Below are 26,610 nucleotides of genomic sequence, written 5' to 3'. Positions count from 1 at the left end.
CGGGTCGCCCGACCACGGCGCTTGGCAAGGAACCCCCCGCGCCCTAGACTTGGTGCAAACAAGCGCAGGGACAGGGATTTCCAGTGAGCGATCCGACCAACGATCCGCGCGCCGAGGCGCAATCCGCACCGACGCGACAGACGCTGTCGGCCCGCAGGCTGTCGGCCACGCGCGATCAGGCCGTGATGGCCGGCGCCGTGCAGCCGCGCTTTTCCCAGCCGGTCCGCCAGATCCTGCTGATGCTGTCGGTTCTGGCGCTGGTGCTGGCGGGCGCATGGCTGGCCTATGGCCGCATCCTGCCCATCTTCATGGCGAATCGCTGGCTGAACGGCGTGATCGTCGTGGTCTTCGCGACCGGCGTGCTGGCCTGCTTCTGGCAGTTGGCGCAGCTGACCCGTTCCGTCAGCTGGATCGAGGGTTTCGCCGCCAAGCGCAGCGGCGGTCAGGTCGAACCCGTGGGCCAGGCCCCGCGCCTTCTGGCACCGCTTGCGGCGCTTCTGGGCACGCGCGGTCCGGTCGGCGACGCGATCTCGACCGGGTCGGCACGTTCGATCCTGGATTCCGTGGCAACTCGCATCGACGAGCTGCGCGACATCACGCGATACCTGTCGAACCTGCTGATCTTCCTCGGGCTTCTGGGGACGTTCTACGGGCTTGCTACGACCGTGCCCGCAGTGGTCGATACGATCCGCGCGCTGGCCCCGCAGGATGGCGAATCCGGGATCGAGGTCTTCGACAAGCTGATGACCGGCCTCGAGGCGCAGCTGGGCGGGATGGCGACGGCATTCTCGTCCTCGCTTCTGGGCCTTGCGGGATCGCTGGTCGTGGGGCTGCTGGAACTGTTCGTCACGCATGGGCAGAACCGCTTCTACCGAGAGCTGGAAGAGTGGATGTCCAGCTTCACGCGCATCGGTCAGGGCGATGCCGCGGACGAGGCCGCGATCGGCGGGCTGCTGGACCAGATGTCGCGCCAGATGGACCGGCTGCAGGGCTGGCAATCCGAACGCGACCAGATCCGCGACGAGACCGCGCTGATGGCCGACGAACGCGTTGTCGTCATGGCGCAGGCGATCGAGCAGCTGATCGAGCGCAAGGACGGCATGGATGGCGACCGGCTGGCACAGGCGCTGGAACGCATCGCCACCGGACAGGACGCCCTGCTGGCCGAGGCACGCGCCCCGAAGCCCGCGACCGACTGGGACCGGATCGAGACCGGCATCCAGCGCCTGGTGGACGAGATGAACGAGGGCCGCGACGAGGTCGTGGCGGAACTGCGATCGGACATCCTGGTGCTGACCCGCGCGGTCAGGGCCGCCCGCTTCGGCGATCCGTTCCGCGACGACCTGCTGCCCGCCGATCCGCTGACCGCGCAGGATCGGGGCTGAGCCATGCGCCCGACACGCGGTTCCTCGGCGCAGCGCTTCTCGGCCTCGATCTGGCCGGGCTTCGTGGATGCGATGACGGCGCTTCTGATGGTGCTGATGTTCGTGCTGACGATCTTCATGGTCGTGCAGTCGGTCCTGCGCGAACAGATCGACACGCAGGGCAGCCAGTTGGCCGACCAGGAACAGCAGCTGGCCGAACTGGGCGACCGGGTCAGCGCGCTCGGGGCCGCGCTCGGGGCGTCCGAGGAACGAGAGGCCGAGTTGGACGACCAGCTGCGGACCGCCCGGTCCCGCGCCGAAGAGGCCGAGGCCGAGGCCCGCGCCCGCGCCGCCCGCATCACGCGGCTGAACAACCAGCTGAGTGCCGACCGCGAGAAGTTGGCCGAGGCTGAGAGCCGCCTGACCGATTTCGAGGCCGAGGTCGCGACGCTGCTGGCATCGCGCCTGCAGGATCAGGGCCGGATCGACCGATTGTCGGGCCAGCTGGAACAGGCGCAGGACCGCGCCTCTGCCGCCGAGCTGGCCATCGCCGCCGCCCGCGCCGAAACAGATGCCGAGACCGAGGCCGCGCGACTGGCCGCGGCCCGCACCGACGCCCTGCGCGCCCTGGTCGAGGATCTGCGCAGCCAGGTCGGCGCCCGCGAGGCCGCGCTTGCGCAGACCGAGGAACAGCTGTCCGATGCCGAGGCGCAGCGGCTGGCCGAAGCCGAGGCCGCCCGCCTTCTGCGCGAGCGGTTGGAGCAGTCCGATGCCGAGCTGACCGCCATGACCCTGGCACTGGAGGAACGCCGCGCCGAGGCCGAGGAGACGCTGACCCTGCTGGCCGCCGCCCGCGCCGCCCGGGACGAGGCGCAGCAGGCTGCCGCCGAAAACCTGTCCGAGGCCGAACGCCAGGCGGCACTTCTGGCCACCGCCCGCAGCGCCCTGTCCGAACAGGAGGGGCTGGCCGAGGACAGCCAGCGCCGCGTCGCGCTGCTGAACGAACAGGTCTCTCAGTTGACGGCGCAACTGGGATCGCTTCAGGCGCTTCTGGAAACCGCCGCCCAGGATCAGGACGAGGCCGAGCTGCGGGTCGAGGATCTGGGCCAGCAACTGAACGCCGCGCTGGTTCGCGCCGCCGAGGAAACGCGCCGTCGCCTTGCGCTGGAGGAAGAGGCCCGCGCCGCCGCCGAGGAAGAGGCCGCCGATCTGGCCCGCTATCGGTCCGAATTCTTCGGTCGGCTGTCCCAGATCCTGTCGGGCCGCGACGAGGTCAAGGTCGTGGGCGACCGCTTCGTCTTCCAGTCCGAGGTGCTGTTCGGCACGGGCGAGGCCACTCTGTCCGCCGCAGGACGCGACCAGATCGCGGGCGTGGCCGACCTGCTGAACGAGATTTCGGACGACATCCCCCCCGAGATCGACTGGATCATCCGGGTCGACGGTCATACCGACAGCCGCCCCTTGTCGGGCAGCGGGCGTTATCGCGACAACTGGGAATTGAGCCAGGCGCGCGCCCTGGCCGTCGTGCGCTTCCTGACCGACGATCTGGGCTTTCCGGCGAACCGGTTGGCCGCCACCGGCTTTGCCGATACCCGCCCCGTCGCGCCCGATGACAGCCCCGAGAACCGCGCGCTCAACCGCAGGATCGAGCTGAAGCTGACCGAGCGTTAATGCCCGACGGTCTTCGAGAAGAGGTTGATCACGATCACCCCCGCGACGATCAGGCCCAAGCCTAGGATCGCGGGCAGATCCAGGCGTTGCCCGAAGACCAGCAGCCCGATCATCGCGACCAGCGCCACGCCAAGCGCGCTCCAGATGGCATAGGCCACGCCCAGGGGCAGCACCTTCAGGCTGACCGACAGCAAGTAGAAGCTGATCAGATAGCAGACGGCCATTCCCATTGTCGGCAGGATGCGGCTGAACTGCTCGGATTTCTGCAGAAGCGAGGTTCCGATCACCTCCAGGACGATGGCCGCGCCAAGCGCGAGATAGGGCAGGCTCATTCGTCCTTCCTTTTCCGGACGGGGCGGTTGGCAGGGATGCCGGCCTTGCGCTTCAGATGGCGTTCCACCTCGGCGTTCAGTTCGGCGCCCACCAGCACGATCGTCGCATTCAGCCACAGCCAGATCATCAGCGCAATCACCGCCCCGAGCGATCCGTAGGTCTCGTTGTAGTTCGCGAAATTGGCGGCATACCAGCTGAACAGCATCGAGATGACCACCAGCCCCACCGCCGCCATGATCGCGCCGGGCGAAATCCAGCGCCAGCGGCTGTCGGGAACCGCCGGACCCCAGCGATAGATCGCGGCCAGACCCATGATCAGCACCGCGAACATGATGGGCCAACGGCTGTAGGTGATCAGCGTCTCGGCGCCCCAGCCGACCGGCAGCAATTGCAGCGCCGCCGGAACGACGGCGATCACGACCAGCATCAGCGCGATCATCAGCAGCCCGCCCAGGGTGAAGGTCATCGCCACCAGGTTCAGGCGGACGAAGCCGCGCGTCTCGCCCTGCATGACGGCGACGTTCAGCGCCGACAGAAGCGCCTTCATCCCGCCATTCGCGGACCAGAAGGCGATCAGCAGCGCCAGAAGGCCCGCGACCGACAGCGCACTGGTGGGGGCCGAGGCGATGGCCACGACCTGGCCCCGGATGATTTCCAGCGCGCTGGCGGGCAGCAGATCGTCCAGCAGGTCCATCTGACCCTCGATGCCCGCTGGATCGGACAACAGCCCATAGAGCGACACGAATGCGGTGATGGCGGGGAACAACGACAGCAGGCCGAAGAAGGTGACGCCCCCCGCGACCGAGCTGACGCGGTCCTCGCCGATCGAGGCCACCGTCGCGCGGATAATGCTCCACAGATCGCCGGGGCCCAGATCGCGCATCCTTGCGGGACGGCCCGCGGGGGCGCTGCTCTCGATCGGTCTGGACGTGTCGAGGCCGTAATTGCGACGGGTGTCGTCGTCCAAGGGGCCCAGAAGGGCCGCGACTATGCCGGGATTTTTGTTTTCGGTTCCGCTCATGCGTCCGTATTACAGCCGGCGCGTGTCGCGGTCATCCGGGTTTTGACCCGCCTGGGCGTTGGGGCTGCCGTTCAGCATGCTGCGAAGCTGATCGGCCGCGGCCACGAATTCCCCCATGATCCCCGGCGCTTCGCCCGAAACGCTGCGAAACGCCTTGGATGCGGCGGCGACGGCGGTCGCGACGCCCGTCAGGCTGGCGGTCAGCTCGGTCGCGGTCTTGGTCAGATCCTTGGCGGTATTGGATTTGCGGCGCTTGTTCCGCTTGGCGCTGGCCTCGACCCGTTCGCGGGCGGCGGCGGCGTAATCCTCGCGCGCCTGTTCGCGCACGCGCTGGCGGATGGCCTCGCGTTCCTCGGCGGTCAGTTCGGCGAAACCGGGCGCCAGCACCGGTTCGGACGGGGTGGTGTCGTGGCGCGTTGGTGTATCCGCCCGCGTTTCGGGGCGTTCGGTCAGGCGGCGGACCGACATGATCGTGGCCGCCGTCAGCCCAGCCACGCCCAATGCGACGCCGCCCCAGACTGCGGCCTGGCCGCCGCGAAAGGCGCGTTCGTCGCGGATGCCGGGAATCGGCCCCGCCGGTTTTCCGGAACGCCCCGTCGGGATGTCGCGTGGGTATTGGGCCATGATCACTCTCCGCTTCGTCATGCTTGCTTGGGGGGCAAACCCGCCAGATCGCCCGAATGTTCCGCCATCGCACAGGAGGAGTTCAAGGAAACTTGCCCCCGAGGCCCTGCCCCGCTATGCCCCGCACCAAGCGAAAGGAGCCCGCCATGATCCCGCGTTACGCCCGCCCCGAAATGGTCGCCATCTGGTCCCCCGAGACCAAGTTCCGCATCTGGTACGAGATCGAGGCCCATGCCTGCGACGCCCAGGCGGATCTGGGCGTTATCCCGCGCGAGAACGCGGATGCCGTGTGGAAGGCCAAGGATGTCGAATTCGACGTCGCCCGCATCGACGAGATCGAGGCCGTCACCAAGCATGACGTGATCGCCTTCCTGACGCATCTGGCCGAACATGTCGGCAGCGATCAGGCCCGCTTCGTCCACCAGGGCATGACCAGCAGCGACGTGCTGGACACCACGCTGAACGTCCAGCTGGTCCGCGCCGCCGACATCCTGCTGGCTGACATGGACCGCGTTCTGGCCGCGCTGAAGAAACGCGCCTACGAACACAAGGACACCGTCCGCATCGGTCGCAGCCACGGCATCCATGCCGAACCGACCACGATGGGCCTGACCTTCGCCCGCTTCTATGCCGAGATGGCGCGCGGCAAGGCGCGCCTGGAACGCGCCCGCGACGAGGTCGCGACCGGCGCGATCAGCGGCGCCGTCGGCACCTTTGCCAATATCGACCCCGCGGTCGAGGATCATGTCTGCGCCAAGCTGGGCCTGCGCCCCGAACCGATCAGCACGCAGGTCATCCCGCGCGACCGCCACGCGATGTTCTTCGCCACGCTCGGCGTGATCGCCAGCAGCATCGAGAACGTCGCGACCGAGATCCGCCACATGCAGCGCACCGAGGTTCTCGAGGCCGAGGAGTTCTTCAGCCCCGGCCAGAAGGGTTCCAGCGCGATGCCGCACAAGCGCAACCCCGTCCTGACCGAGAACCTGACCGGCCTGGCGCGCCTGGTGCGCATGGCCGTGATCCCCGCGATGGAGAACGTCACCCTGTGGCATGAACGCGACATCAGCCATTCCAGCGTCGAACGCGGCATCGCGCCCGATGCGACCATCACGCTGGATTTCGCGCTGAACCGCCTTGCGGGCGTCGTGGAAAAGCTGGTCGTCTATCCCGAGACGATGCTGGCCAACATGAACAAGTTCAAGGGCCTGGTCATGTCGCAGCGCGTGCTGCTGGCGCTGACGCAGGCCGGCGTCTCGCGCGAGGATGCGTATCGCCTGGTGCAGCGCAACGCGATGAAGGTCTGGGAACAGGGCAAGGACTTCAAGGAAGAGCTGCTGGCCGACGGCGAAGTGACCGCCGCCCTGTCCCCCGCGGAGATCGAGGAGAAGTTCGATCTCGGCTATCACACCAAGCATGTGGACACGATCTTCGCCCGCGTGTTCGAGAACGACCCCCTCTGATCGCTTTCGCGTAAGGGTTTCGTCAACCATATGCTGCGATGCTGCCCCCGACAGATTGCTTGCGGGGGCAGCGACATGCAGATGGGATTGACGCAGCGCCAGAAGGCGGCCGTGATCGTGCGGCTGCTTCTGGACGACGACCAGGCGGCGGGGCTGGACCGGTTGAACACCGACGCCCAGACCCTGCTGGCCGAGGAGATGGCCGGGATGGAGGTGATCGACCGCCCCACCCGCGATGCCGTCATCCAGGAATTCTGCGATCGGCTGGAAGCGGTGGGGCTGACCTTTCCGGGCGATCTGGACGGCACGCTTGCCATTTTCGGTGAACGCATATCGGCCGACAGCAGCGACAGGCTGCGTCGGAACGCGGCGATATCGGGCCGGGGCGACCCCTGGGCCCGCATCGCGACCCTGCCCGCCGAACAGCTGTGCAGGATCGCCTCGGGCGAATCGGTCGAACTGATCGCGCTGATGCTGTCCAAGCTGCCCGTGCCCCGCGCATCCGAGGTGTTCGCCAGCCTGTCGCGCGACCGGGCGCATTCCGTGGCCCAGGCCATGGCGCTGACGGGCGAGGTGACGCCCGATGCGCTGCGCCGCGTGGGCCTCGTGCTGCTGCGCGCGGTCGAGGATCTGCCCCGTCCCGCGATCCCCACGCCCGCGGCGGACCGGATGGGCGCGATCCTGAACTTCGCCACCTCGGATCTGCGCGACGACGTGCTGGACGGGCTGGACCAGCGCGATGCCGATTTCGCCGAAGGGGTGCGCAAGGCGATCTTCATCTTCGGTCATGTTCCCGAACGGCTGGAACCCCGCGACGTCGCCCGCCTGACCCGAGAGGTCGATCAGGCTGCCCTGCTGCGAGCCATGGCATCCACCGCGCCAGACGACGCGGCAGCCGCCGACTTCATCCTGTCGAACCTGTCGCAACGCATGGCCGACAACCTGCGCGAGGAGCGCGACGCCCTGCCGAAACTGCGCCCCAAGGATATCGAGGATGCCAAGCTGGAGGTGGTCGCCGCCATCCGCAGGTTGGAGGAACGCGCCGAGATCACGCTGAAATTACCCGAGGCGGATGCCTGACCGCCGCGCCTTGCCCCGCCCCGCCGCCCGCGCGATAACACGGCGTCCAAGTATCGGGGTCCGGATGACGAACAAGATCGCCATCGCACTTGTCCTGCTGATCATCGCCGGCTTCGCGGTCGATGCGATCTGGTTCGGCGGCACCCTGCCCCTGGCCGCCGCCCGGACGCTGGATCGCTTCATCGAATATCTCAGCTTCTGGCGTTAGGGCCCTCGGGGCATTTGCATCGCCCCAGCCGCCACGCTAGAGGAAGGCAACCGTCATCTGCTCAGGAGGGGTACCCATGGCAGTCAAGGTCGCCATCAACGGTTTCGGCCGCATCGGACGCAACGTCCTGCGCGGCATCATCGAGTCGGGTCGCACCGACATCGAAGTCGTCGCGATCAACGATCTCGGCCCGGTCGAGACGAACGCGCATCTGCTGCGCTACGATTCGGTTCACGGTCGCTTCCCCGCCGAAGTGAAGGTCGAGGGCGACTCGATCGACGTGGGCCGCGGCCCGATCAAGGTCACCGCAATCCGCAATCCCGCCGAACTGCCCTGGGGCGATATCGACGTGATCATGGAATGCACCGGCATCTTCACCTCGAAGGAAAAGGTGCAGCCGCACCTGTCGACCGGCGCCAAGCGCGTGCTGATCTCGGCCCCCGGCCAGGATGCCGACAAGACCATCGTCTACGGCGTCAACCACGACACGCTGACCTCGGACGACCTGGTCGTCTCGAACGCCAGCTGCACGACGAACTGCCTGTCGCCCGTCGCCAAGATCCTGAACGACGAGATCGGCATCACCCGCGGTTTCATGACCACGATCCACAGCTATACCGGCGACCAGCCGACGCTGGACACGATGCACAAGGATCTGTATCGCGCCCGTGCCGCCGGACTGTCGATGATCCCGACCTCGACCGGTGCGGCCAAGGCCGTGGGCCTGGTGCTGCCGGAACTGAAGGGCAAGCTGGACGGCGTCGCGATCCGCGTGCCGACCCCGAACGTGTCGGTCGTGGACCTGACCTTCGAAGCCGCGCGCGACACCACGGCCGAGGAGATCAACGCCGCGATCCGCGCAGCCGCCGACGGTTCGCTGAAGGGCGTGCTGGCCTATACCGACGAGCCGCTGGTGTCGTCGGACTTCAACCATGATCCGCACAGCTCGATCTTCCACATGGATCAGACCAAGGTTCTGGAGGGCCGCATGTGCCGCATCCTGACCTGGTACGACAACGAATGGGGCTTCTCGAACCGCATGGCGGATACCGCCGTCGCGATGGGCAAGCTCATCTGACACGAAGAAGGCCCCCGCCATCGCGGGGGCCTTCTTCATTGCCTATTCGGCATAGATCATCTTGGTCGTCATGCCGCCATCCACCGTGAAATGCTGGCCCGTCACGAAGCCCGCATCATCGGATGCCAGCCACGCCACCAATCCCGAGATGTCCTCGACCCGGCCCACGCGGCCGACCGGATGCTGCGCCTTGTCGCGCTGGCTGTGATGGGCGTCCTCGCGCCGTTCGGTCTTCTGCCAGGGCCCCGTCTCGATCCAGCCGGGCAGGATGCAGTTCGCCCGGATGTCCGGTCCCAGACTGATCGCAAGCGCGTGGCTCATCGACAGAAGCGCACCCTTGGCCGCGGCATAGGCCTCGCAATCGGGTTCGGATTGCAGCGCGCGCGTCGACGACATGGTGACGATTGAGCCCTGCCCTTTGCGCAGCAGCGGCACGCAGCCCCGGATCATCAGGAAGGCGCCCGTCACATGACTGTCCTGCCAGGCGCGCCAATCGGCCAGCGACAGACGCTCGATCGGGCCGCTGACCGGATTGGCGATCCCGGCATTCGACACGAGAAGGTTCAGCCCCGACCCGGCAAGCCAGTCGATGACGCGCTGCAAGGCGTGGCCCACGGCCTCTTCGTCGCCCACGTCGCATTCGACGCGCAGCAGATGCGGATCGTCGGGCAGCTCGGACAGGGCCTCGGGATCCAGGTCTAGGGCGGCGACGCGCCAGCCGTCGGTGCGCAGGCGATCCACGATCCCACGCCCGATACCCTGCGCCGCCCCCGTCACGATGGCGGTTTGCATGACAGCCCCCTATTCATTGCACATAAGCAAATGCAGCGTCGCGCGCAGGGGTTCCTGCCTATTTCCGGGTGGCCTTCTTTGCAGTCAGACGACGCGAATTCGCACGCGTGACACGGCCATAGGGACGCAGCCCTGCCGCGACCATGTTCTCGGGGCTGGCGCCGCGGAAACCGGCCTGGGCCATGGCAAGCATCGATTCCTGCGCAGCAGCCTGTTTTTCGGCCACCATGCGGAAGGGTTCTCCGGGGGCCTGGGCCACCATGCCCATCATTCCGGCCATGCGCATGCCGATCACGATCTGCGAATCGACGGCAATGCGCGTGACCTGCTGGGCCAGTCGCATCTGCGTCGCGGGAAACCACATGGGAAACATAGACATCGTCCTTATGAAAGGGGCAGGCCCGGTGCCGCCGTATCGGATGGTGCGTGCAGCAGGCCACATTGACAACCGGCGCATCGGGATATGGTTGCCGAAATTCGACGATGCGCCTTCACAACAACGTTCCGCCATGTATAGAGGCAGCCTATGACCGACAGCCTGATCCTCCGCCGCCCCGACGACTGGCACCTGCATCTGCGCGACGGCGCGATGCTGAACGCCGTTGCCCGCCACTCCGCCGGTTTCGGCCGCGCGATCATCATGCCGAACCTGGTGCCCCCGGTGGTCACCGGCGATCAGGCCGCGGCCTATCGCGATCGGATCATGGCCGCGCTGCCCGAAGGCGCGGCGCTGCAGCCGCAGATGACGCTGTACCTGACCGACACGACCGAGGCCGCCGATGTCGTCGCCGCCTTCCGGGCGGGCATCATCCGCGCGGTCAAGCTGTACCCGGCCGGCGCCACCACTAACAGCGCATCGGGCGTGACCGATTTCGACCGCGTCCAGCCGGTGCTGGATGCCATGGCCGAAGCGGGCATCACGCTGTGCGTCCATGGCGAGGTGACCGATCCGCAGGTGGACATCTTCGACCGCGAGGCCGTCTTCATCGACCGCGTGCTGGATCCGCTGCGCCGCCGCACGCCGGGGCTGCGGGTCGTCATGGAACATATCACCACCTCGGACGGGGTGGCCTATGCGCGTTCGGGGGGCGACACCCTCGGGGCCACGATCACCACGCACCACCTGGTGATCAACCGCAACGCCATCCTGGCGGGCGGCATCCGCCCGCATTACTACTGCCTGCCCGTCGCCAAGCGCGAATCCCACCGCCTGGCCCTGCGCGAGGCCGCGACCAGCGGCGAGGCGCGCTTCTTCCTGGGCACCGACAGCGCCCCCCATCCCGACAGCGCCAAGCTGCAGCCCTGCGGCTGCGCGGGCTGCTTCACGGCCCCGAACACCATGTCGATCCTGGCACATGTCTTCGAACAGGACGGCGCGCTGGACCGGCTGGAGGCCTTCGCCAGCCTCAACGGCGCGGCCTTCTACGGCCTGCCCCCGTCCGAGGACCGCATCCGCCTGACGAAGCGCGACACCCCCGCCGAATACCCGACGCAGATCGAGGCCGGCGACGAGGTCGTGACCGTCTTCGACCCCGGTTTCCCCATCCATTGGCATCTGGAGGACGCATGAGCCTGACCTTTCCCGCGCGCGACGAGATCGCCCGCCTGACCGCCCGCGCCCTGCTGGAGATCAAGGCCGTCGATTTCAACGCCGCGCAGCCCTTCACCTATGCCTCGGGCCTCAAGGGTCCGACCTATGTGGATTGCCGCCGCATCATCAGCTTCCCGCGCGTGCGCCAGACGCTGATGGACTTCATGGCCGCGACGGTCATGCGCGACGCGGGCTTCGAGGCGTTCGACAACGTCGCGGGCGGCGAGACCGCGGGCATCCCCTTCGCCGCCATGGTGGCCGAGCGTCTGGGCCTGCCCATGACCTATGTGCGCAAGAAGCCCAAGGGTTACGGCCGCAACGCCCGGATCGAAGGCGCGATGACCGAAGGCCAGCGCGTCCTGCTGGTCGAGGATCTGACCACGGACGGGGGCAGCAAGCTGTCCTTCGTGGACGCCATCCGCGATACCGGCGCGACCTGCGCGCATACGGCTGTCATCTTCTATTACGGCATCTTCCCGGAAACGACCGAACGGCTGGGCGAACATGGCGTGACGCTGCATCACCTGTGCACCTGGTGGGACGTGCTGGCCGAAGCACGCGAGCAGGAGATCTTCGACAAGGACACCCTGGACGAGGTCGAAAGCTTCCTGATGAACCCGCGCGCCTGGCAGAAGGCGAACGCCTGACACTTGTCCACAGGCTTTCCACCGGAAAACACGGGCGGGCCGATTTCATGGCCCGCCCTTTTGGTTTAGACAGGACGCTGGTCCAGATCGGACCTTGGCCCGGTTCGGGCCATCACGGATCGCAAGAGGCAGGATCGTCATGAGCGGAGTGCGCGCAATCGTTCCCGGACAAACGGAAGAGACCGAGAAATCGGCCATCCCCTTCTCGCTCGAGGCCGAGCAGCAGCTGCTGGGCGCGCTTCTGACGAATAACGACGTCTTCGACCGCGTCAGCCAGATCATCAAGCCCGAGCATTTCTATCACCCCGTCCATTCGCGCATCTACGAGATCTGCGCCGAACGCATCCGCAAGAACGCGCTGGCCAGCCCGGTCACCATCAAGGCGTTCCTGGAAAACGACGAGGGGCTGAAGGAGCTGGGCGGCCCGGCCTATCTGGCGCGCATCGCGGCGGCGGCGATCAGCGCCTATGCCGCGCGCGACTATGCCCAGATGATCCGCGAATTCGCGCTGCGCCGCGAACTGATGCAGCTGGGCCAGAACATCGCCGCCCGCGCATCCACGGTCGAGGTGGACGACGACGCCGAGGAACAGATCAAGGCGGCCGAGCAGGTGCTCTACAAGCTGGGCGAACAGGGTGTGGCCGAACGCGGCTTCCAGAGCTTCCTCAAGGCGGTGACGGGCGCGGTCCATGCGGCCAATGCCGCCTATCAGCGCGACGGCAAGCTGTCGGGCATCTCGACCGGGCTGATCGACCTGGATGCAAAGATGGGCGGGTTGAACAATTCGGATCTGGTCATCCTGGCGGGGCGCCCCTCGATGGGGAAGACCTCGCTTGCGACGAACATCGCCTTCAACATCGCCAAGTCGCACCAGGTCGGAGAGAAGCCCGACGGCACGCATGGCACGGTCGAGGGCGGCGTGGTGGGCTTCTTCAGCCTGGAGATGTCGGCCGAGCAGCTGGCCGCGCGGATCCTGTCCGAGGCGGCCGAAGTGCCGTCCGAACGCATCCGCTCGGGCAACATGGACGAGGCCGAGTTCCGCCGCTTCGTCGAGGCCGCGCACGCGCTGCAGAACTGCCCGCTCTATATCGATGACACGCCCGCCCTGCCGATCAACCAGCTGGCCGCCCGCGCGCGCAAGTTGAAGCGGACGCATGGGCTGGACGTGCTGATGGTCGACTATCTTCAGCTGCTGAAGGCCGCGACCGCCAAGGACAGCCGCGTGAACGAGGTGTCCGAGATCACCCAAGGCCTGAAGGCCGTGGCCAAGGAACTGAACATCCCCGTCATCGCCCTGTCCCAGCTGTCGCGCCAGGTCGAGAGCCGCGAGGACAAGCGCCCGCAGCTGAGCGATCTTCGCGAATCCGGCTCGATCGAACAGGACGCCGACATCGTGATGTTCGTCTTCCGCGAGGAATACTACAAGGAACGCGAGAAGCCGTCGGACAGCGATCTGGACGCGATGGCCAAGTGGCAGCAGGTGATGGAACAGGTCCATGGCAAGGCCGAGGTGATCCTGGGCAAGCAGCGCCACGGTCCCATCGGCACCGTCGAGCTGGCCTTCGAGGGGCAGTTCACCCGCTTCGGCAACCTTGCCAAGGATCGCCAGACCCAGTGGGAATGAGCAGGCTGGCGCTTGCACGTCATGCAGCTTAGACAGATCCCCGGTGCCCTTCGCGCCGGGGATCTTCCATGTCACGAGCCGCCACCCGCACGCCGCCGCATCTTCTGACGCTTGTCGCGCTTTCGGGCGTCTCGGCCTTGTCGATGAACGTGTTCCTGCCCTCGCTGCCCGGAATGGCGGTGGATTTCGGGGTGGATTACGCGGTGATGCAGCTGTCGGTCTCGGCCTATATCGGGGCCAGCGCGGTGCTGCAGCTTCTGGGCGGGCCGATCAGCGACCGCTTCGGGCGCAGACCGGTGGTGATCTGGGGGCTGGTGCTGTTCCTGCTGACCACGATCGGCACGCTGATGGCACGCGATGCGGGCACCTTCCTGGCCTTCCGGCTGGCGCAGGCCACGATCACCGTCTGCATGCTGGTGCCCCGCGCGGTGATCCGCGACCTGTTCGACGGCGACAAGGCCGGGTCGATGCTGGGCTATGTCACGATGGGGATGGCCGTGGTGCCGATGATGGCCCCCGTCTTCGGCGGCATCCTGGACGAGCTGTTCGGCTGGCGCGCGAATTTCACCGTGATGGGTCTTCTGGGCATCGCGGTGCTGATCCTGGCATTCGCCGACATGGGCGAGACGGTGCGCGGCGGCGGCCTGCCCCTGCGCGCGCAGATCGCGAATTACCCGGCGCTGGCGCGGTCGCAGCGGTTCTGGGGATATTGCGCGGCGGCCACGCTGTCTTCGGGGGCGTTCTTCGCCTATCTGGGCGGGGCGCCCTTCGTGGGTGCGCAGGTCTTCGGACTGACCCCCGCGCAGGTCGGATACTGGTTCGCGGCACCCTCGATCGGCTATGTCACGGGCAACTTCCTGTCGGGGCGGTATTCGCGCATCCTGGGGCTGAACCGGATGATCCTGATCGGCGCGGTGATCTGCCTGATCGCCCTGTCGGCTTCGATGCTGGCCACGCTGGCAGGGATCGTGCAGCCCATCGTCTTCTTCGGCGCGATCGCCTGCATGGGGCTGGGCAACGGCATGGTCCTGCCCAACGCGAATGCCGGCATGATGAGCGTGCGCCCCGAACTGGCAGGCACCGCATCTGGCCTGGGCGGGGCGCTGGCCGTCGCGGGCGGCGCGGTCCTGTCCGCCCTGGCGGGCGCGCTGCTGCAACCGGGCAGCGGACCCGAGCCGCTTCTGGCGATCATGGTCGCATCCGCCGCCGGTTCCCTTCTGGCGATCCTGTGGGTGCTGCGCCGCGAAAGGCAGCTTGCGCTGATCTGATCCCTTGCCGCGCGACCTTTGCAAACGCTATTACGGGGATTGCAAAGGGGGACGGGGATGGCCACGCAGAAAATCTATGCCGGGACCGCGTTGCGCGAGACGCGGGCGCGCGCAGGGCTGACGCAGAAGCGTTTCGCCGAAACGCTCGGGGTGTCGCTGCCTTACCTGTCGCAGATGGAGAACAACCACCGCCCCATTTCCGCAGGCGCGCTGCTGCGGCTGGCGCAGGAATTCGGGATCGACCTGACCACGCTGGCCGCCGGCGACGCGGAACGCATGGTCATCGACATGCAGGAGGCGCTGGCCGATCCGCTGTTCGATGCCGCGCCGCCTTTGGCCGATCTGCGGCTGGCCGCGACCAATGCACCGGTGCTGGCGCGCGCCTTCCTCGACCTCTATCGCGCCCACCGTGAAGGCCAGGAACGGCTGGCCGCGCTGGACCAGGCGATCGGCGCGGCGGGCCAGAACGCGCTGACCACCCCTTGGGAGGAGGTGCGCGACTTCTTCCATTACTGCGACAATTACATCGACGCGGTGGATCGCGCGGCGGAACGGTTCGCCTGCCCCGACGGCCAGCGCCGCGACCCCTGGGTCCTGGCGGTCGAGGCCCTGGCCCGATGCGGGATCGAGGTCCAACTGACCGAAATGCCCGCCAATTCCGTCTTTCGCCGCGATGGCGCGACGCTGCTAGTCAATGCCGCGGCCGAGCCCTCGACCCGGATCTTCCAGCTGCTGCACCTCGTCGCGCTGGAACGTCAGTCCGACCTGCTTGAGGCGACGCTGGATCTTGCGCGCTTCCGCAGCCAGACCGCGCGGGAAATCGCGCGCGTGGGGATGGCCAACTATTTCGCGGGGGCGGCGCTCATGCCCTATCGTGCGTTCCTGTCGGCCGCGCGGGCCGAACGCCACGATCTGGAACGGCTGGCGCATCTGTTCGGCGCATCGCTGGAACAGGTGGCACATCGGCTGTCCACCCTGCAGCGTCCGTGCGCCAAGGGCGTGCCGTTCTTCTTCGTCCGCGTCGATCAGGCGGGCACCATCACCAAGCGCCATTCCGCGACGCGCCTGCAATTCGCGCGCTTCGGCGGCGCATGCCCGCTGTGGAACGTCCACCAGGCCTTCGAACAGCCCGGCCGGTTCCTGCGACAGCTGGCCGAGACGCCGGACGGCATGCGCTATCTTCTGCTGGCGCGCGACGTGTCGAAACACGCCGGGGCCTTCAACGCGCCCGTCCGCCGCTTTGCCATCGGGCTGGGCGTCGAGGTCGCCGAGGCCGAGGGCATGGTCTATGCCGACGGGCTGGATCTGACCCGACCCCGCGCGTTCGAGCCCATCGGGATATCCTGCCGGATCTGCCCACGGCCCGATTGCCATCAGCGATCCGTACCACCCATGGATCGTCCCCTGCGGATTCCACAAGATCGTGATGGTCCCCTGCCCTATGCATTGGCCTGACGGCCTAAGATGCGCACGTATTTCGGCAGGTTCCCGCCGATGCCGGCGATGTTTCGCGTAGTGCAACTTCCGGCTGTCCCTCGGGTGTTGCCTTGAAGGCACAGAACCTGTTTACCCATCCGCAAATGGAACCAAAGCGACCGATCGATCAGGCAAAAGGCCGCGAACCGGGGGACAGTGTCTGAACATGAGCGTCATGGACCGATTGAATTCCAAGCTGGAAAAGTGGCTTCCCGAACAGCGTCTTTTCCTCCGGTCCGATGATACGACGCGCTTCGTTCGTCTTCGCCCCCTGACCCAGATCGCCGGCATCGGCGGCGTCACCGTCGTCTTCGGCTGGACGCTGGTCGCAAGTTCCTTCCTCGTCATCGATGCCGTCAGTTCGGGCAATTCGCGCGACCAGATCGTGCGCAGCCAGGTCGCGTTCGAGGAACGCCTGAACCAGCTGCAATCCGAACGCGACGCCCGCGCCGCCGAGGCACTGGCCGCGCAGAACCGCTTCTCGGTCGCGCTGGACCAGGTGTCCCAGATGCAATCGCAGCTGCTGGCCAGCGAGGAACGCCGCCGCGAGCTGGAAGGCGGTCTGGATGCGGTCCGCACCAGCCTGCGCGACACCATCGCCGAACGCGACGATGCCCTGCGCCTGGCCGAGGCCCAGACCGACGAGACCGCGACCGACCGCACGACCGAGGTCTCGACCGCGCTGGACATCCTGACGGGCGAGCTGCGCAGCGCCAGCGTCGAACGCCAGGAGGCCGTGAAGGCCGCCGAGGAGGCCCAGCTGGCCGCCGAGGAACTGCGCGTCGAACGTGCCGAGATCATTGCCCGCAACGACGAGATCCTGACCCAGCTCGAGGATGCGGTGACCGTCTCGGTCGCGCCGCTGGACGATGTCTTCCGTTCGGTCGGCATGAACCCCGACAGCGTGCTGCGCACCATCCGTGCAGGCTACAGCGGTCAGGGCGGCCCCCTGACGCCGATGTCCTATTCGACCCGCGGTAATGCCGCGCTGAGCGAGGGCGAGACGAAGGCCCGCCAGATCGTCGTCACGCTGGATCAGATGAACACCTACCGCATCGCAATCGAGAAGCTTCCGCTGGCGATGCCGATCTTCCAGAGCTTCCGCTACACCTCGCCCTTCGGTCGCCGTTGGGGCCGCATGCACGAGGGCGTGGACATGGCAGGTCCCGTCGGCACGCCGATCCATGCCACCGGCGACGGCGTGGTCACCCATGCCGGCCGTTCGGGCGCCTATGGCAACCTGATCAAGATCGAACACGAACTGGGGACCGAAACCCGTTACGCCCATCTCAGCCGCATCAATGTCAAGGTCGGCCAAAGGGTGTCGCAAGGCGACACGATCGGTGCTATGGGGAATACCGGACGCTCGACCGGGTCGCATCTGCATTACGAGGTGCGCATGAACGGTCGGGCCGTGGACCCGATGAGCTTCATCAAGGCAGCAGAAAATGTTCAGTAAGACCCGCGTGACCGAGAACCGCCCCCAGCAATCGAATGCACCCCAGGGTGCCGCCCCCGAAGCCGCGGCCCCCGCGCCCGAGCAGCGCAAGCCCGACGCCGCACCGCAGCCCGCGCCCGCCGCTCCGCGCGCCCGTGCCGTGCCCTCGGTCCTGTCCTCGGACCTGATCGTCACCGGCAACATCAAGACGCAGGGCGACATCCAGATCGAAGGCACTGTCGAGGGCGACATCCGCGCCCACCAGCTGACCATCGGCGAATCCGCGACCATCAAGGGCGAGATCGTCGGCGACGACGTCGTGGTGAACGGTCGTGTCGTGGGTCGTGTCCGCGGCCTGAAGGTCCGCCTGTCGGCCAGCGCCCGCGTCGAAGGCGACATCATCCACAAGACGATCGCGATCGAATCCGGTGCGCATTTCGAAGGTTCGGTGCAGCGTCAGGAAGATCCGCTGAACAATGGCGGCACCAAGAAGCTGGCCCCCCCGGCCGAATGATCGCCCCCGGGACCGCCTGACGAAAAGCCCGCGAATTTCGCGGGCTTTCTCATGTCCTCAGGCGAAGCGTCGGACCAGGGCCTCGGCCACGGGGGCGCTGACGAATTTGGACACGTCGCCATGCAGGCGCGCGATCTCCTTGACCAGCTTCGATGCGATGGCCTGACGGCGGGCATCGGCCATCAGGAAGACGGTCTCGACCTCGTTGTCCAGCGCGCGGTTCATGCCGACCATCTGGAACTCGTATTCGAAATCGGCCACCGCGCGCAGCCCGCGCACGATCATGCTGGCGCCCACGTCGCGGGCACAGTCGATCAGCAGGTTCTCGAAGGGGTGGACCAGGATCTCGCCCCCGGTCCGGGCGGCGATCTTGTCGCATTCGGCCTGAACCATCGCGACCCGTTCCTCCAGGTCGAAGAGCGGGCCCTTGTCACGGTTGATCGCCACGCCGATCACCAGCCTGTCCACCAGGACCATCGCCCGCTGGATGATGTCGATATGACCCAAGGTGATGGGGTCGAAGGTGCCTGGATAGAGGCCGATGCGCATGGTGATGCGTCCTTGTCTGGATCTCGGCCCCAAGGCAAAGCTCATTTGGGCACTGATTGCAAGAATACCAGGTCGGGCGACCTGGCGTCAGTTCCCCATGATCATGCCGGTCAGGGCGTCCTTCTCGGCCGCGAGTTCCTTCAGGCGACCGCTGACCGCATCCCCGATCGACACGACACCCAGCATGAACCCGTCATCGTCGATCACCGGCATGTGGCGAAAGCGCCCTTCGGTCATGCGTTCCAGAACCGTCATCGCATCGTCGCCGGGTGCGCAGGTCTGGACGCTGCGGGTCATCACCTCGCTGATGGGCTGTTCAAGGACCTGGATGCCGTTATTGCCCAATTGGCGCACGACATCGCGTTCGGACAGGATGCCGACCGGGGTGCGACCATCCTCGGACACGACGGCCGCGCCGATCCGCTTCTCGGCCAGAAGCTTCGCGGCCTCTGCCAGCGTGACCTCGGGCCTGATCGTGACGATGGTGCCTGCCTCGATCCAGGGCTTGGCCGCATCATGCTTCATCGACAGCAATTGTTTGACCAGCATCTCGTCTCCTCCTCGAACTGCATCATGTTCATCTTTCGCGCGGTCGCGCCCTGCGTCAAGCCATGGCGGCCTCATCGGCCGAAACCCGTGCCTCCAGCCGCGCGACCTCGGCGCGGACGCCCTGCGCCACGGCATCTGCCAGCAGGCTGAGCCTGCGCGACGCGCGGTCGTCGGCATGACGGATCAGCCAGAAGCTGCGTTTCAGCGACACCCGGTCGGTCAGAACGCGCCGCACCCCCGGCGCGAAAGGCAGCGCGAAATCATGCACGATGCCCAGACCCGCCCCGCAGCGCACCGCCTGCATCTGCACCGCGACCGAGTTCGAGGTGATCTGCGCCGCCCCCATCCCGGTGGCCGACAGGTAATCCAGCTCGCGGTCGAAGATCATGTCGGGGATATAGCTGATCATCCGGTGCCCCTTCAGATCGCCCAGATCGCGGATCGGGGGGCGGCGCGACAGGTAATCGTCATGGGCCGCCAGATGCAGCCGGTAATCCGCCAGCCGCTGCACCGTCAGCCGACCCGTGTCGGGCGGCGACACGGCGATGGCCATGTCGGCCTCTCGCCGCGTCAGGTTGACGACGCGCGGCAGGGCCACGATCTGGATCTCCAACCCCGGATGCAGGCGGGATATCTGCATGGCCACCTGCGGCAGCAGGTAATTCGCGCAGCCGTCGGGCGCACCGATCCGCAGCTGACCGGTGATGCCCGCCTCGCGGTTCACGGCCTCGGCCGCGGCCTGGGCGGCCTGTTCGGCAGCCTCGGCCGGGGCGACGAGGCGCGCGCCCTCGTTCGTCAGCTGGTATCCCTGCGGCGTCTTGAGGAACAGCGCCGCCCCGGTCGCCGCCTCCAGCCGCATCACGCGCCGCCCCACGGTGGATGCGTCCATACCCAGCCGCCGCCCCGCGCCCGACAGGCTTTCGGTGCGGGCCACCGCCAGGAAGATGCGCAGATCGTCCCAATCCATCGCCGTCCCTTGCAAATTCGCAAAACGCTTTTGCCATCATGCCCCTTCATCCGGCATTTCCGCAAGGATACTCTGGCCCCCAAACGAACAGGAGAGCGCGATGAAAGAGATTCATCACTGGATCGACGGCAAGGAATACAAAGGCACCTCGGGCCGCTTCGCCGATGTCTTCAACCCCGCCACGGGCGAGGTGCAGGCACGCGTATCCCTGGCCACCAAGGCCGAGCTGGACGACGCCATCGCCCGCGCCGCCAAGGCGCAGGTCGAATGGGGCGCCACCAACCCGCAGCGCCGCGCCCGCGTGATGATGGAGTTCGTGCGCCTCATCAACCGCGACATGGACAAGATGGCCGAGGCGCTGTCGGCCGAACACGGCAAGACCTTCCCCGATGCCAAGGGCGACATCCAGCGCGGGCTCGAGGTGATCGAGTTCTGCATCGGTGCGCCGCATCTGCTGAAGGGCGAATTCACCGACAGCGCAGGTCCGGGCATCGACATGTATTCGCTGCGCCAACCGCTTGGGGTGGTTGCGGGCATCACGCCCTTCAACTTCCCGGCCATGATCCCGCTGTGGAAGATCGGCCCGGCGCTGGCATCGGGCAACGCGATGATCCTGAAACCGTCCGAGCGCGACCCCTCGGTCCCGCTGATGCTGGCGGAACTGCTGAAGGAGGCGGGCCTGCCCGACGGCGTCCTGCAGGTCGTCAACGGCGACAAGGACAGCGTGGACGCGATCCTCGACAGCGAGGTGATCCAGGCGGTGGGCTTTGTCGGCTCGACCCCGATCGCGCAATACATCTATGAACGCGCCGCCGCGACCGGCAAGCGCGCGCAATGCTTCGGCGGCGCCAAGAACCACATGATCATCATGCCGGATGCCGATCTGGACAAGGCCGCCGATGCGCTGATCGGCGCGGGCTATGGCGCGGCCGGCGAACGCTGCATGGCGATCTCGGTCGCCGTGCCGGTGGGCGAGAAGACCGCCGATGCGCTGATCGAGAAGCTGGTCCCCCGGATCGAGAAGCTGAAGGTCGGTCCCTGGACCGCGGGCGACGACGTGGATTACGGCCCGGTCGTGACCAAGGCCGCCAAGGAGAACGTCCTGCGCCTGGTGCAGTCGGGCGTCGATCAGGGCGCCGAGCTGGTCGTCGACGGTCGCGACTTCAGCCTGCAGGGCTACGAGGACGGCTTCTTCGTGGGTCCGCACCTGTTCGACCGCGTGACCCCCGAGATGGACATCTACAAGACCGAGATCTTCGGCCCGGTCCTGTCCACCGTCCGCGCCGACAGCTACGAGGATGCGCTGAAGCTGGCGATGGACCACGAATACGGCAACGGCACCGCGATCTTCACCCGCGACGGCGACACGGCGCGCGATTTCGCGAACCGCATCAATATCGGCATGGTCGGCATCAACGTGCCCATCCCGGTTCCGCTGGCCTATCACACCTTCGGCGGCTGGAAGAAATCGGGCTTCGGCGACCTGAACCAGCACGGCCCGGACGCGTTCCGCTTCTATACGCGCACCAAGACCGTGACCGCGCGCTGGCCGTCGGGCATCAAGGAAGGCGGAGAGTTCAACTTCAAGGCCATGGACTGATCCCGAAAGACAGCAGGCCCGGGGGGTGAATTCCCCGGGCCGCACCCGAGGTTCGCGGCGATGTCGAGGATGATACCCGAATGAGCAAAGAGCCCGAATTCACCCTTGGCATCGAAGAGGAGTATCTCCTTGTCGATACCGACACGATGGAGCTGGCCGCCGCACCCGATGCGCTGATGGCGTCCCTGTCCGACGATCTGGGCGATACCGTCAGCCCGGAATTCCTGCGCTGCCAGGTCGAGATCGGCACCCCCGTCTGTCCCGATATCCGCAGCGCGCGCGATCATCTGCAGCGCCTGCGCGCCGCCGTGGCCGACCGCGCCGCGGAACACGGGCTGGCCCCGATATCGGCGGGTTGCCATCCGATGGCCGACTGGCGCAGCCAGGACCATACCGACAAGGACCGCTACAACCAGCTGGCGCGCGATCTGGGCGGCGTCGCGCACCGGATGCTGATCTGCGGGATGCATGTCCATGTGGGCATCCCCGACCCGGCGCAGCGCATCGACCTGATGAACCAGCTGACCTATTTCCTGCCGCATCTGCTGGCGCTGTCGGCATCCTCTCCCTTCTGGCTGGGCGAGGATACGCGCCTTGCCTCGTATCGCACGACGGTCTTCGGGGACATGCCGCGCACCGGGCTGCCCCCGCAGATGAAGGGCTGGGACGAATTCGAACGTTCGGTCGCGGCGCTGACGGATGTGGGCGTGATCGAGGATTCCTCGAAGATCTGGTGGGATCTGCGGCCATCGTCGAAATACCCGACGCTGGAGACGCGGATCTGCGACGCCTGCCCCCGGATCGACGATGCCGTGACGCTGGCCGCCCTGATCCAGGCAACGCTGCGCATGCTGTGGCGCCTGTCGCGCCGCAATATCCGCTGGCGGCAATACGAACCCTTCCTGATATCCGAGAACCGCTGGCGCGCGCTGCGCTATGGCACGACCGAGGGGCTGATCGATTTCGGCGCGGGCAGCATCATCCCCTTCGACCGCATCGCCGAGGATTGGCTGGCCCTGATCGCCGAGGACGCGGACGCGCTGGACAGCCAGCCCTTCGTCGCCCGCCTTCGCAAGATGGTAGCTCAGGGCAGCGCGTCGGAAAGACAGCGCCGCGTGTATTCCGATGCGATGGCGGATGGCGCCGATCCGCAGGCCGCCCTGCAATCCGTCACCCGGCATCTTGTCGCCGAATTCCGCGAGGCCCCTGAATAGGCTTGCAACATTCTGGAAACAACTGACAACTAAACACGCGTTCAATTCAAGCGGATCTGGGGAGGGAGACGCATGGACTTCGCATTGACCGAAGAACAATCGGCCATATTCGACATGGCCCGCGATTTCGGACAGGACCGGATCGCCCCCCATGCCCATGCATGGGAACAGGACGGCACGATCCCGAAGGATCTCTGGCCCGATGTCGCGGCGCTCGGTCTGGGGGGGATCTTCGTCTCCGAGGATCATGGCGGATCGGGCCTGGGGCGCCTGGACGGCACCCTGATCTTCGAGGCGCTGTCCATGGCCTGCCCCTCGGTCGCGTCCTTTCTGTCGATCCACAACATGTGCGGCGGGATGATCCAGAAATTCGGCAGCGATGCCGCCCGCGACCGCTGGCTGCCGCAGCTGGCGCGGATGGAGGTGATCTTCAGCTATTGCCTGACCGAACCCGGATCGGGGTCCGATGCCGCCGCACTTCGCAGCCGGGCCGAACGCGAAGGCGAGGGATGGCTGCTGAACGGGACCAAGGCCTTCATCTCGGGCGGGGGGTATTCCGACGCTTACCTGGCGATGGTGCGCACGGGCGAGGATGGCCCCCGCGGCATCAGCGCGGTGATCGTTCAGGACGGCACGCCCGGCCTGTCCTTCGGCGCCCCCGAGGACAAGATGGGCTGGCGGTCCCAACCGACCGCGCAGGTGCAGTTCGACGATTGCCGCATTCCTGCCGACAACCTGCTGGGCGAAGAAGGCCGCGGCTTTTCCTATGCGATGGCGGGGCTGGATGGCGGGCGGCTGAACATCGCGGCATCCGCGCTTGGCGGCGCGCAGGCGGCCCTGGATCGGACCATCGCCTACATGTCCGAACGCCGCGCCTTCGGCAAATCGCTGGACCAGTTCCAGGCCCTGCAGTTCCGCCTGGCCGAGATGGAGACCGCGCTGCAATCCAGCCGCATCTTCCTGCGCCAGGCCGCATGGATGCTGGACCAGGGCGCACCCGACGCCACCAAGTTCTGCGCCATGGCCAAGCTGCATGTGACCGATCGCGCCTTCGAGGTCGCGAACCAGTGCCTGCAGCTGCATGGTGGCTATGGCTACCTGGCCGATTACGGGATCGAGAAGATCGTGCGCGACCTGCGCGTGCACCAGATCCTGGAAGGCACGAACGAGATCATGCGGCTGATTATCGGCCGCTCGATGCTGGCAGGCAGGGGGTGACGACGTGAACGATCTGAGCATCCGCAGATCCGGCCGCGCGGGCCGCATCACCTTCACGCGGCCCAAGGCCCTGAACGCGCTGAGCCACCAGATGGCGCTTGCGATCCACCGCGCGCTGGACGACTGGCGCGACGATGCGGATGTGGACCTGGTCATCATTGACGCCGAGGGCGACCGCGCCTTCTGCGCGGGGGGCGACATCGCCGCGGTCTATCATGCCGGCAAGGCGGGCGATCATGCGGTGGGCGCGGATTTCTTCCGCGACGAATACCGCATGAACGCAGCCATCGCGGATTATCCCAAGCCCATCGTGGCCTTCATGCAGGGCTTCGTCATGGGCGGGGGCGTCGGCGTCGGCGGCCATGCCGGGCACCGGATCGTGGGCGACACGACGCGCATCGCCATGCCCGAAAGCGGCATCGGCCTGATCCCCGATGTGGGCGGCACATGGCTGCTGGCACGGGCGCCGGGAAGGATCGGGGAATACCTTGCGCTGACCGGCGCGCGGATGGGACCGGGCGATGCGATCCATGCACGTTTCGCCGACAGCTATCTGCCCGAGAGTGAATGGCCTGAGCTGATCGCGACGCTGGAACGCACGGGCGATGCGACGCTGATCCGCGGCGCGACCCCGCCAGACGCGCCGCTGGCCACGCGCGATCTTTCGGCATTCGGCGGGCAGGACATGGAACAGATCCGCGCAAGGCTGCAGGCCCAAGGTGATGCCGACAGCCTGAAGGCACTGGACCGCAACTCTCCGCTGTCCATGGCAGCGGGATTGGAGATGGTGCGTGCAGCGCGGGGCGACGATCGGATGCAGCAATCGCTGTCGCGCGAATTCCGCTTCACCGCGCGCGCCACGCAGGCCACGGATTTTCTGGAGGGCGTGCGGGCGCAGATCATCGACAAGGATCGCCAGCCTGACTGGCAGGCCGAGGCCACATCTGCAGCGGTCGCGGCATTGCTGTCACCGCTGGACGACGAATTGGAATGGGAGGAACTGGAATGAAGATCGGCTTTATCGGCCTTGGGAACATGGGCGCGCCGATGGCGACGAACCTGGCCGCCGCGGGCCACGAGGTCGCGGGTTTCGACACCGCCGCGCCGATGCCCGAAGGCGTGACCGCCGCCGCCAGCGCGGCCGAGGCCGCGACCGGTGCGGATGTCGTGATCACCATGCTGCCCAACGGCCAGATCCTGCGTTCCGTCGCGGCGGGCGTGATCCCCGCGATGCGCAAGGGCGCGATCCTCTGCGATTGCTCGACCGTGGATGTGGACAGCGCCCGCGCCGTGGCATCCGAGGCGACCGCGGCGGGACTGGGCGCGCTGGACGCGCCGGTCTCGGGCGGGATCGGCGGGGCGCAGGGGGGCACGCTGACCTTCATGGTCGGCGGATCCGATGCCGATTTCAAGGCGGTCCGCCCCCTGTTCGACATCATGGGCCAGAAGGCCGTGCATTGCGGCGATCCCGGCGCCGGGCAATCGGCCAAGATCTGCAACAACATGATCCTCGGCGTCACGATGATCGCCACCTGCGAGGCCTTCGCCCTGGCCGACAAGCTGGGCCTCGACCGGCAGAAGATGTTCGACGTGGTCTCGACCAGTTCGGGCTACAGCTGGTCGATGAACGCCTATTGCCCGGCACCCGGCGTCGGTCCGAAATCGCCCGCGGACAACGACTACAGACCAGGTTTTGCAGCCGAACTGATGCTGAAGGATCTGAACCTTGCGCATATGGCGGCCGGATCGGCCCAGGCGGATACGCCCATGGGCCAGCTTGCGCGACAGCTGTACGAGGATTTCGTCGAACGCGAAGATGGGCTGGGCCGTGACTTTTCGGCAATGCTGCCCAGATTTGTTGCGCGGAACCGCTAGGTCATCATCTTGTGTCTTCCGCCTTAAGGAACCCTCAATCATAGGCATGGTTGATTTCCGATAGAGGAATCGTTCCAAGGGCTCCACCTAATGTCGCGAAACATGCGTATCGTCGTCGTCCTGGTGCTGGCCGCCATCCTGGCGGTCGGCATCGGCCAGCGGCATTTCTCGCGCCCGGCGGTTGCGCAGGTGACGACCCCCCAGACGCAGCTTCCGCATGTCGGCGATACGCCCTCGGCAGACCAGTTGACGATCATCACCGATCCTGGCCGCTACGGAGTGGCGACTGCACCACGCAACAGCCACTATGCCGTGCATATGGGTCACCTGGTCCGTCTGAACGACGCGGGCAAGATCATCTCGATCCTTCGCCCCCTGCCCAAGGCCCCCGTTTCCGGTCGCCGGTAATGCATGGCTGCCTTGCGGCAATGGCACGGAACCCGGCGCGG

General features: G+C 66.8%; 27 protein-coding genes. 19 read left to right on the top strand and 8 right to left on the bottom strand.

Going from position 1 to position 26,610, the window contains the following annotated elements; translation table 11 throughout:
- Window positions 1–83 precede the first annotated feature (83 nt).
- Together KO490_RS15535 and KO490_RS15530 are read left to right on the top strand one after the other, a co-directional pair.
- Window positions 84–1,385 carry a biopolymer transporter ExbB gene (locus tag KO490_RS15535; protein WP_368500165.1) on the top strand — a complete coding sequence of 434 codons (1,302 nt, stop codon included), beginning with the start codon at window positions 84–86 and terminating at the stop codon, window positions 1,383–1,385.
- 3 nt (window positions 1,386–1,388) lie between these two features.
- Entirely contained in the window at window positions 1,389–3,035 is a 1,647-nt protein-coding gene (locus KO490_RS15530) for a peptidoglycan -binding protein (protein WP_216020334.1), read from the top strand.
- Here the strand turns inward: KO490_RS15530 and KO490_RS15525 are convergent.
- Genes KO490_RS15525 through KO490_RS15515 form a run of 3 tightly spaced genes read right to left on the bottom strand, consistent with a single transcriptional unit; the run spans window position 3,032 to window position 5,013 of the window.
- Window positions 3,032–3,361 carry an SMR family transporter gene (locus KO490_RS15525; RefSeq protein ID WP_371822370.1) on the bottom strand — a complete coding sequence of 110 codons (330 nt, stop codon included), beginning with the start codon at window positions 3,359–3,361 and terminating at the stop codon, window positions 3,032–3,034. The genes KO490_RS15530 and KO490_RS15525 overlap by 4 nt on opposite strands.
- Window positions 3,362–3,363: 2 nt before the next feature.
- The gene (locus KO490_RS15520) at window positions 3,364–4,389 is read right to left on the bottom strand and encodes a YihY/virulence factor BrkB family protein (RefSeq protein WP_216020332.1); all 1,026 of its coding nucleotides are present in this window, start codon (window positions 4,387–4,389) and stop codon (window positions 3,364–3,366) included.
- A gap of 9 nt (window positions 4,390–4,398) precedes the next feature.
- Complete coding sequence (locus KO490_RS15515) at window positions 4,399–5,013, bottom strand: hypothetical protein (protein WP_216020331.1); 615 nt, start codon at window positions 5,011–5,013, stop codon at window positions 4,399–4,401.
- 146 nt (window positions 5,014–5,159) lie between these two features.
- On the opposite strand from KO490_RS15515, the gene purB reads away from it, so the two are divergent.
- From purB to gap, 4 genes are all read left to right on the top strand, one after another.
- Window positions 5,160–6,473: an adenylosuccinate lyase gene (gene purB / locus KO490_RS15510; protein ID WP_216020330.1), complete on the top strand. Its 1,314-nt coding sequence runs from the start codon at window positions 5,160–5,162 to the stop codon at window positions 6,471–6,473.
- 75 nt (window positions 6,474–6,548) lie between these two features.
- A complete protein-coding gene (locus tag KO490_RS15505) occupies window positions 6,549–7,553 on the top strand; it encodes a FliG C-terminal domain-containing protein (RefSeq protein ID WP_216020329.1) in 1,005 nt (334 codons plus the stop codon).
- Between the two features lie 64 nt (window positions 7,554–7,617).
- On the top strand, window positions 7,618–7,761 hold the full coding sequence (locus KO490_RS15500) for a hypothetical protein (protein ID WP_216020328.1): 144 nt from the start codon (window positions 7,618–7,620) through the stop codon (window positions 7,759–7,761).
- A gap of 76 nt (window positions 7,762–7,837) precedes the next feature.
- Window positions 7,838–8,839 (top strand): type I glyceraldehyde-3-phosphate dehydrogenase, encoded by a 1,002-nt coding sequence (gene gap, locus KO490_RS15495; RefSeq protein WP_216020327.1) that lies wholly within the window; start codon window positions 7,838–7,840, stop codon window positions 8,837–8,839.
- Window positions 8,840–8,881: 42 nt separating this feature from the next.
- Here the strand turns inward: gap and KO490_RS15490 are convergent, their stop codons facing one another.
- Together KO490_RS15490 and KO490_RS15485 are read right to left on the bottom strand one after the other, a co-directional pair.
- Window positions 8,882–9,631, bottom strand: a complete 750-nt coding sequence (locus KO490_RS15490; protein WP_216020326.1) for an SDR family oxidoreductase — start codon at window positions 9,629–9,631, stop codon at window positions 8,882–8,884.
- Window positions 9,632–9,689: 58 nt separating this feature from the next.
- The gene (locus KO490_RS15485) at window positions 9,690–10,142 is read right to left on the bottom strand and encodes a hypothetical protein (RefSeq protein ID WP_252727230.1); all 453 of its coding nucleotides are present in this window, start codon (window positions 10,140–10,142) and stop codon (window positions 9,690–9,692) included.
- Window positions 10,143–10,157: 15 nt separating this feature from the next.
- Here KO490_RS15485 and pyrC point away from each other — a divergent pair, with 15 nt between their 5' ends.
- The 7 genes from pyrC (at window position 10,158) to KO490_RS15450 (ending at window position 18,189) form a co-directional block, all read left to right on the top strand.
- Window positions 10,158–11,201, top strand: a complete 1,044-nt coding sequence (pyrC, locus tag KO490_RS15480; RefSeq protein ID WP_216020325.1) for a dihydroorotase — start codon at window positions 10,158–10,160, stop codon at window positions 11,199–11,201.
- On the top strand, window positions 11,198–11,869 hold the full coding sequence (locus KO490_RS15475) for an orotate phosphoribosyltransferase (RefSeq protein ID WP_216020324.1): 672 nt from the start codon (window positions 11,198–11,200) through the stop codon (window positions 11,867–11,869). The genes pyrC and KO490_RS15475 overlap by 4 nt, the downstream gene beginning before the upstream one ends.
- 139 nt (window positions 11,870–12,008) lie before the next feature.
- Window positions 12,009–13,493: a replicative DNA helicase gene (locus KO490_RS15470; RefSeq protein ID WP_216020323.1), complete on the top strand. Its 1,485-nt coding sequence runs from the start codon at window positions 12,009–12,011 to the stop codon at window positions 13,491–13,493.
- 68 nt (window positions 13,494–13,561) lie between these two features.
- Window positions 13,562–14,761 (top strand): multidrug effflux MFS transporter, encoded by a 1,200-nt coding sequence (locus KO490_RS15465; RefSeq protein ID WP_216020322.1) that lies wholly within the window; start codon window positions 13,562–13,564, stop codon window positions 14,759–14,761.
- Between the two features lie 57 nt (window positions 14,762–14,818).
- Window positions 14,819–16,216, top strand: coding sequence for a short-chain fatty acyl-CoA regulator family protein (locus KO490_RS15460; protein ID WP_216020321.1), 1,398 nt, complete (start codon window positions 14,819–14,821; stop codon window positions 16,214–16,216).
- A gap of 196 nt (window positions 16,217–16,412) precedes the next feature.
- The gene (locus tag KO490_RS15455; RefSeq protein WP_252727229.1) at window positions 16,413–17,696 is read left to right on the top strand and encodes a M23 family metallopeptidase; all 1,284 of its coding nucleotides are present in this window, start codon (window positions 16,413–16,415) and stop codon (window positions 17,694–17,696) included.
- Window positions 17,686–18,189, top strand: coding sequence for a polymer-forming cytoskeletal protein (locus tag KO490_RS15450; RefSeq protein ID WP_216020319.1), 504 nt, complete (start codon window positions 17,686–17,688; stop codon window positions 18,187–18,189). Before KO490_RS15455 ends, KO490_RS15450 begins: the two co-directional genes overlap by 11 nt.
- Before the next feature lie 57 nt (window positions 18,190–18,246).
- On the opposite strand, the gene coaD is transcribed toward KO490_RS15450, so the two are convergent.
- From coaD to KO490_RS15435, 3 genes are all read right to left on the bottom strand, one after another.
- A complete protein-coding gene (coaD, locus tag KO490_RS15445) occupies window positions 18,247–18,738 on the bottom strand; it encodes a pantetheine-phosphate adenylyltransferase (protein ID WP_216020318.1) in 492 nt (163 codons plus the stop codon).
- Between the two features lie 87 nt (window positions 18,739–18,825).
- Window positions 18,826–19,287: a CBS domain-containing protein gene (locus KO490_RS15440; RefSeq protein WP_216020317.1), complete on the bottom strand. Its 462-nt coding sequence runs from the start codon at window positions 19,285–19,287 to the stop codon at window positions 18,826–18,828.
- A 55-nt stretch (window positions 19,288–19,342) separates the two neighbouring features.
- Window positions 19,343–20,254 carry a LysR family transcriptional regulator gene (locus KO490_RS15435; protein WP_216020316.1) on the bottom strand — a complete coding sequence of 304 codons (912 nt, stop codon included), beginning with the start codon at window positions 20,252–20,254 and terminating at the stop codon, window positions 19,343–19,345.
- Between the two features lie 100 nt (window positions 20,255–20,354).
- Here KO490_RS15435 and KO490_RS15430 point away from each other — a divergent pair, with 100 nt between their 5' ends.
- The 6 genes from KO490_RS15430 to KO490_RS15405 all read left to right on the top strand — a co-directional run bounded on the left by KO490_RS15430 (window position 20,355) and on the right by KO490_RS15405 (window position 26,569).
- Entirely contained in the window at window positions 20,355–21,854 is a 1,500-nt protein-coding gene (locus KO490_RS15430; RefSeq protein WP_216020315.1) for a CoA-acylating methylmalonate-semialdehyde dehydrogenase, read from the top strand.
- A gap of 80 nt (window positions 21,855–21,934) precedes the next feature.
- Window positions 21,935–23,068 (top strand): carboxylate-amine ligase, encoded by a 1,134-nt coding sequence (locus tag KO490_RS15425; RefSeq protein ID WP_216020314.1) that lies wholly within the window; start codon window positions 21,935–21,937, stop codon window positions 23,066–23,068.
- Between the two features lie 72 nt (window positions 23,069–23,140).
- Complete coding sequence (locus tag KO490_RS15420; protein ID WP_216020313.1) at window positions 23,141–24,286, top strand: acyl-CoA dehydrogenase family protein; 1,146 nt, start codon at window positions 23,141–23,143, stop codon at window positions 24,284–24,286.
- Window positions 24,287–24,290: 4 nt separating this feature from the next.
- On the top strand, window positions 24,291–25,295 hold the full coding sequence (locus KO490_RS15415; RefSeq protein WP_216020312.1) for an enoyl-CoA hydratase/isomerase family protein: 1,005 nt from the start codon (window positions 24,291–24,293) through the stop codon (window positions 25,293–25,295).
- Complete coding sequence (gene mmsB, locus KO490_RS15410) at window positions 25,292–26,161, top strand: 3-hydroxyisobutyrate dehydrogenase (protein ID WP_216020311.1); 870 nt, start codon at window positions 25,292–25,294, stop codon at window positions 26,159–26,161. Before KO490_RS15415 ends, mmsB begins: the two co-directional genes overlap by 4 nt.
- A gap of 102 nt (window positions 26,162–26,263) precedes the next feature.
- On the top strand, window positions 26,264–26,569 hold the full coding sequence (locus tag KO490_RS15405) for a hypothetical protein (RefSeq protein WP_216020310.1): 306 nt from the start codon (window positions 26,264–26,266) through the stop codon (window positions 26,567–26,569).
- Window positions 26,570–26,610: the final 41 nt, after the last annotated feature.

This window comes from Paracoccus sp. C2R09 (assembly GCF_018860625.1).
GTDB lineage: Bacteria > Pseudomonadota > Alphaproteobacteria > Rhodobacterales > Rhodobacteraceae > Paracoccus.
The sequence above is the reverse complement of the archived record's forward strand: the minus strand, read 5'-3'. Positions and strand labels throughout refer to the sequence as shown.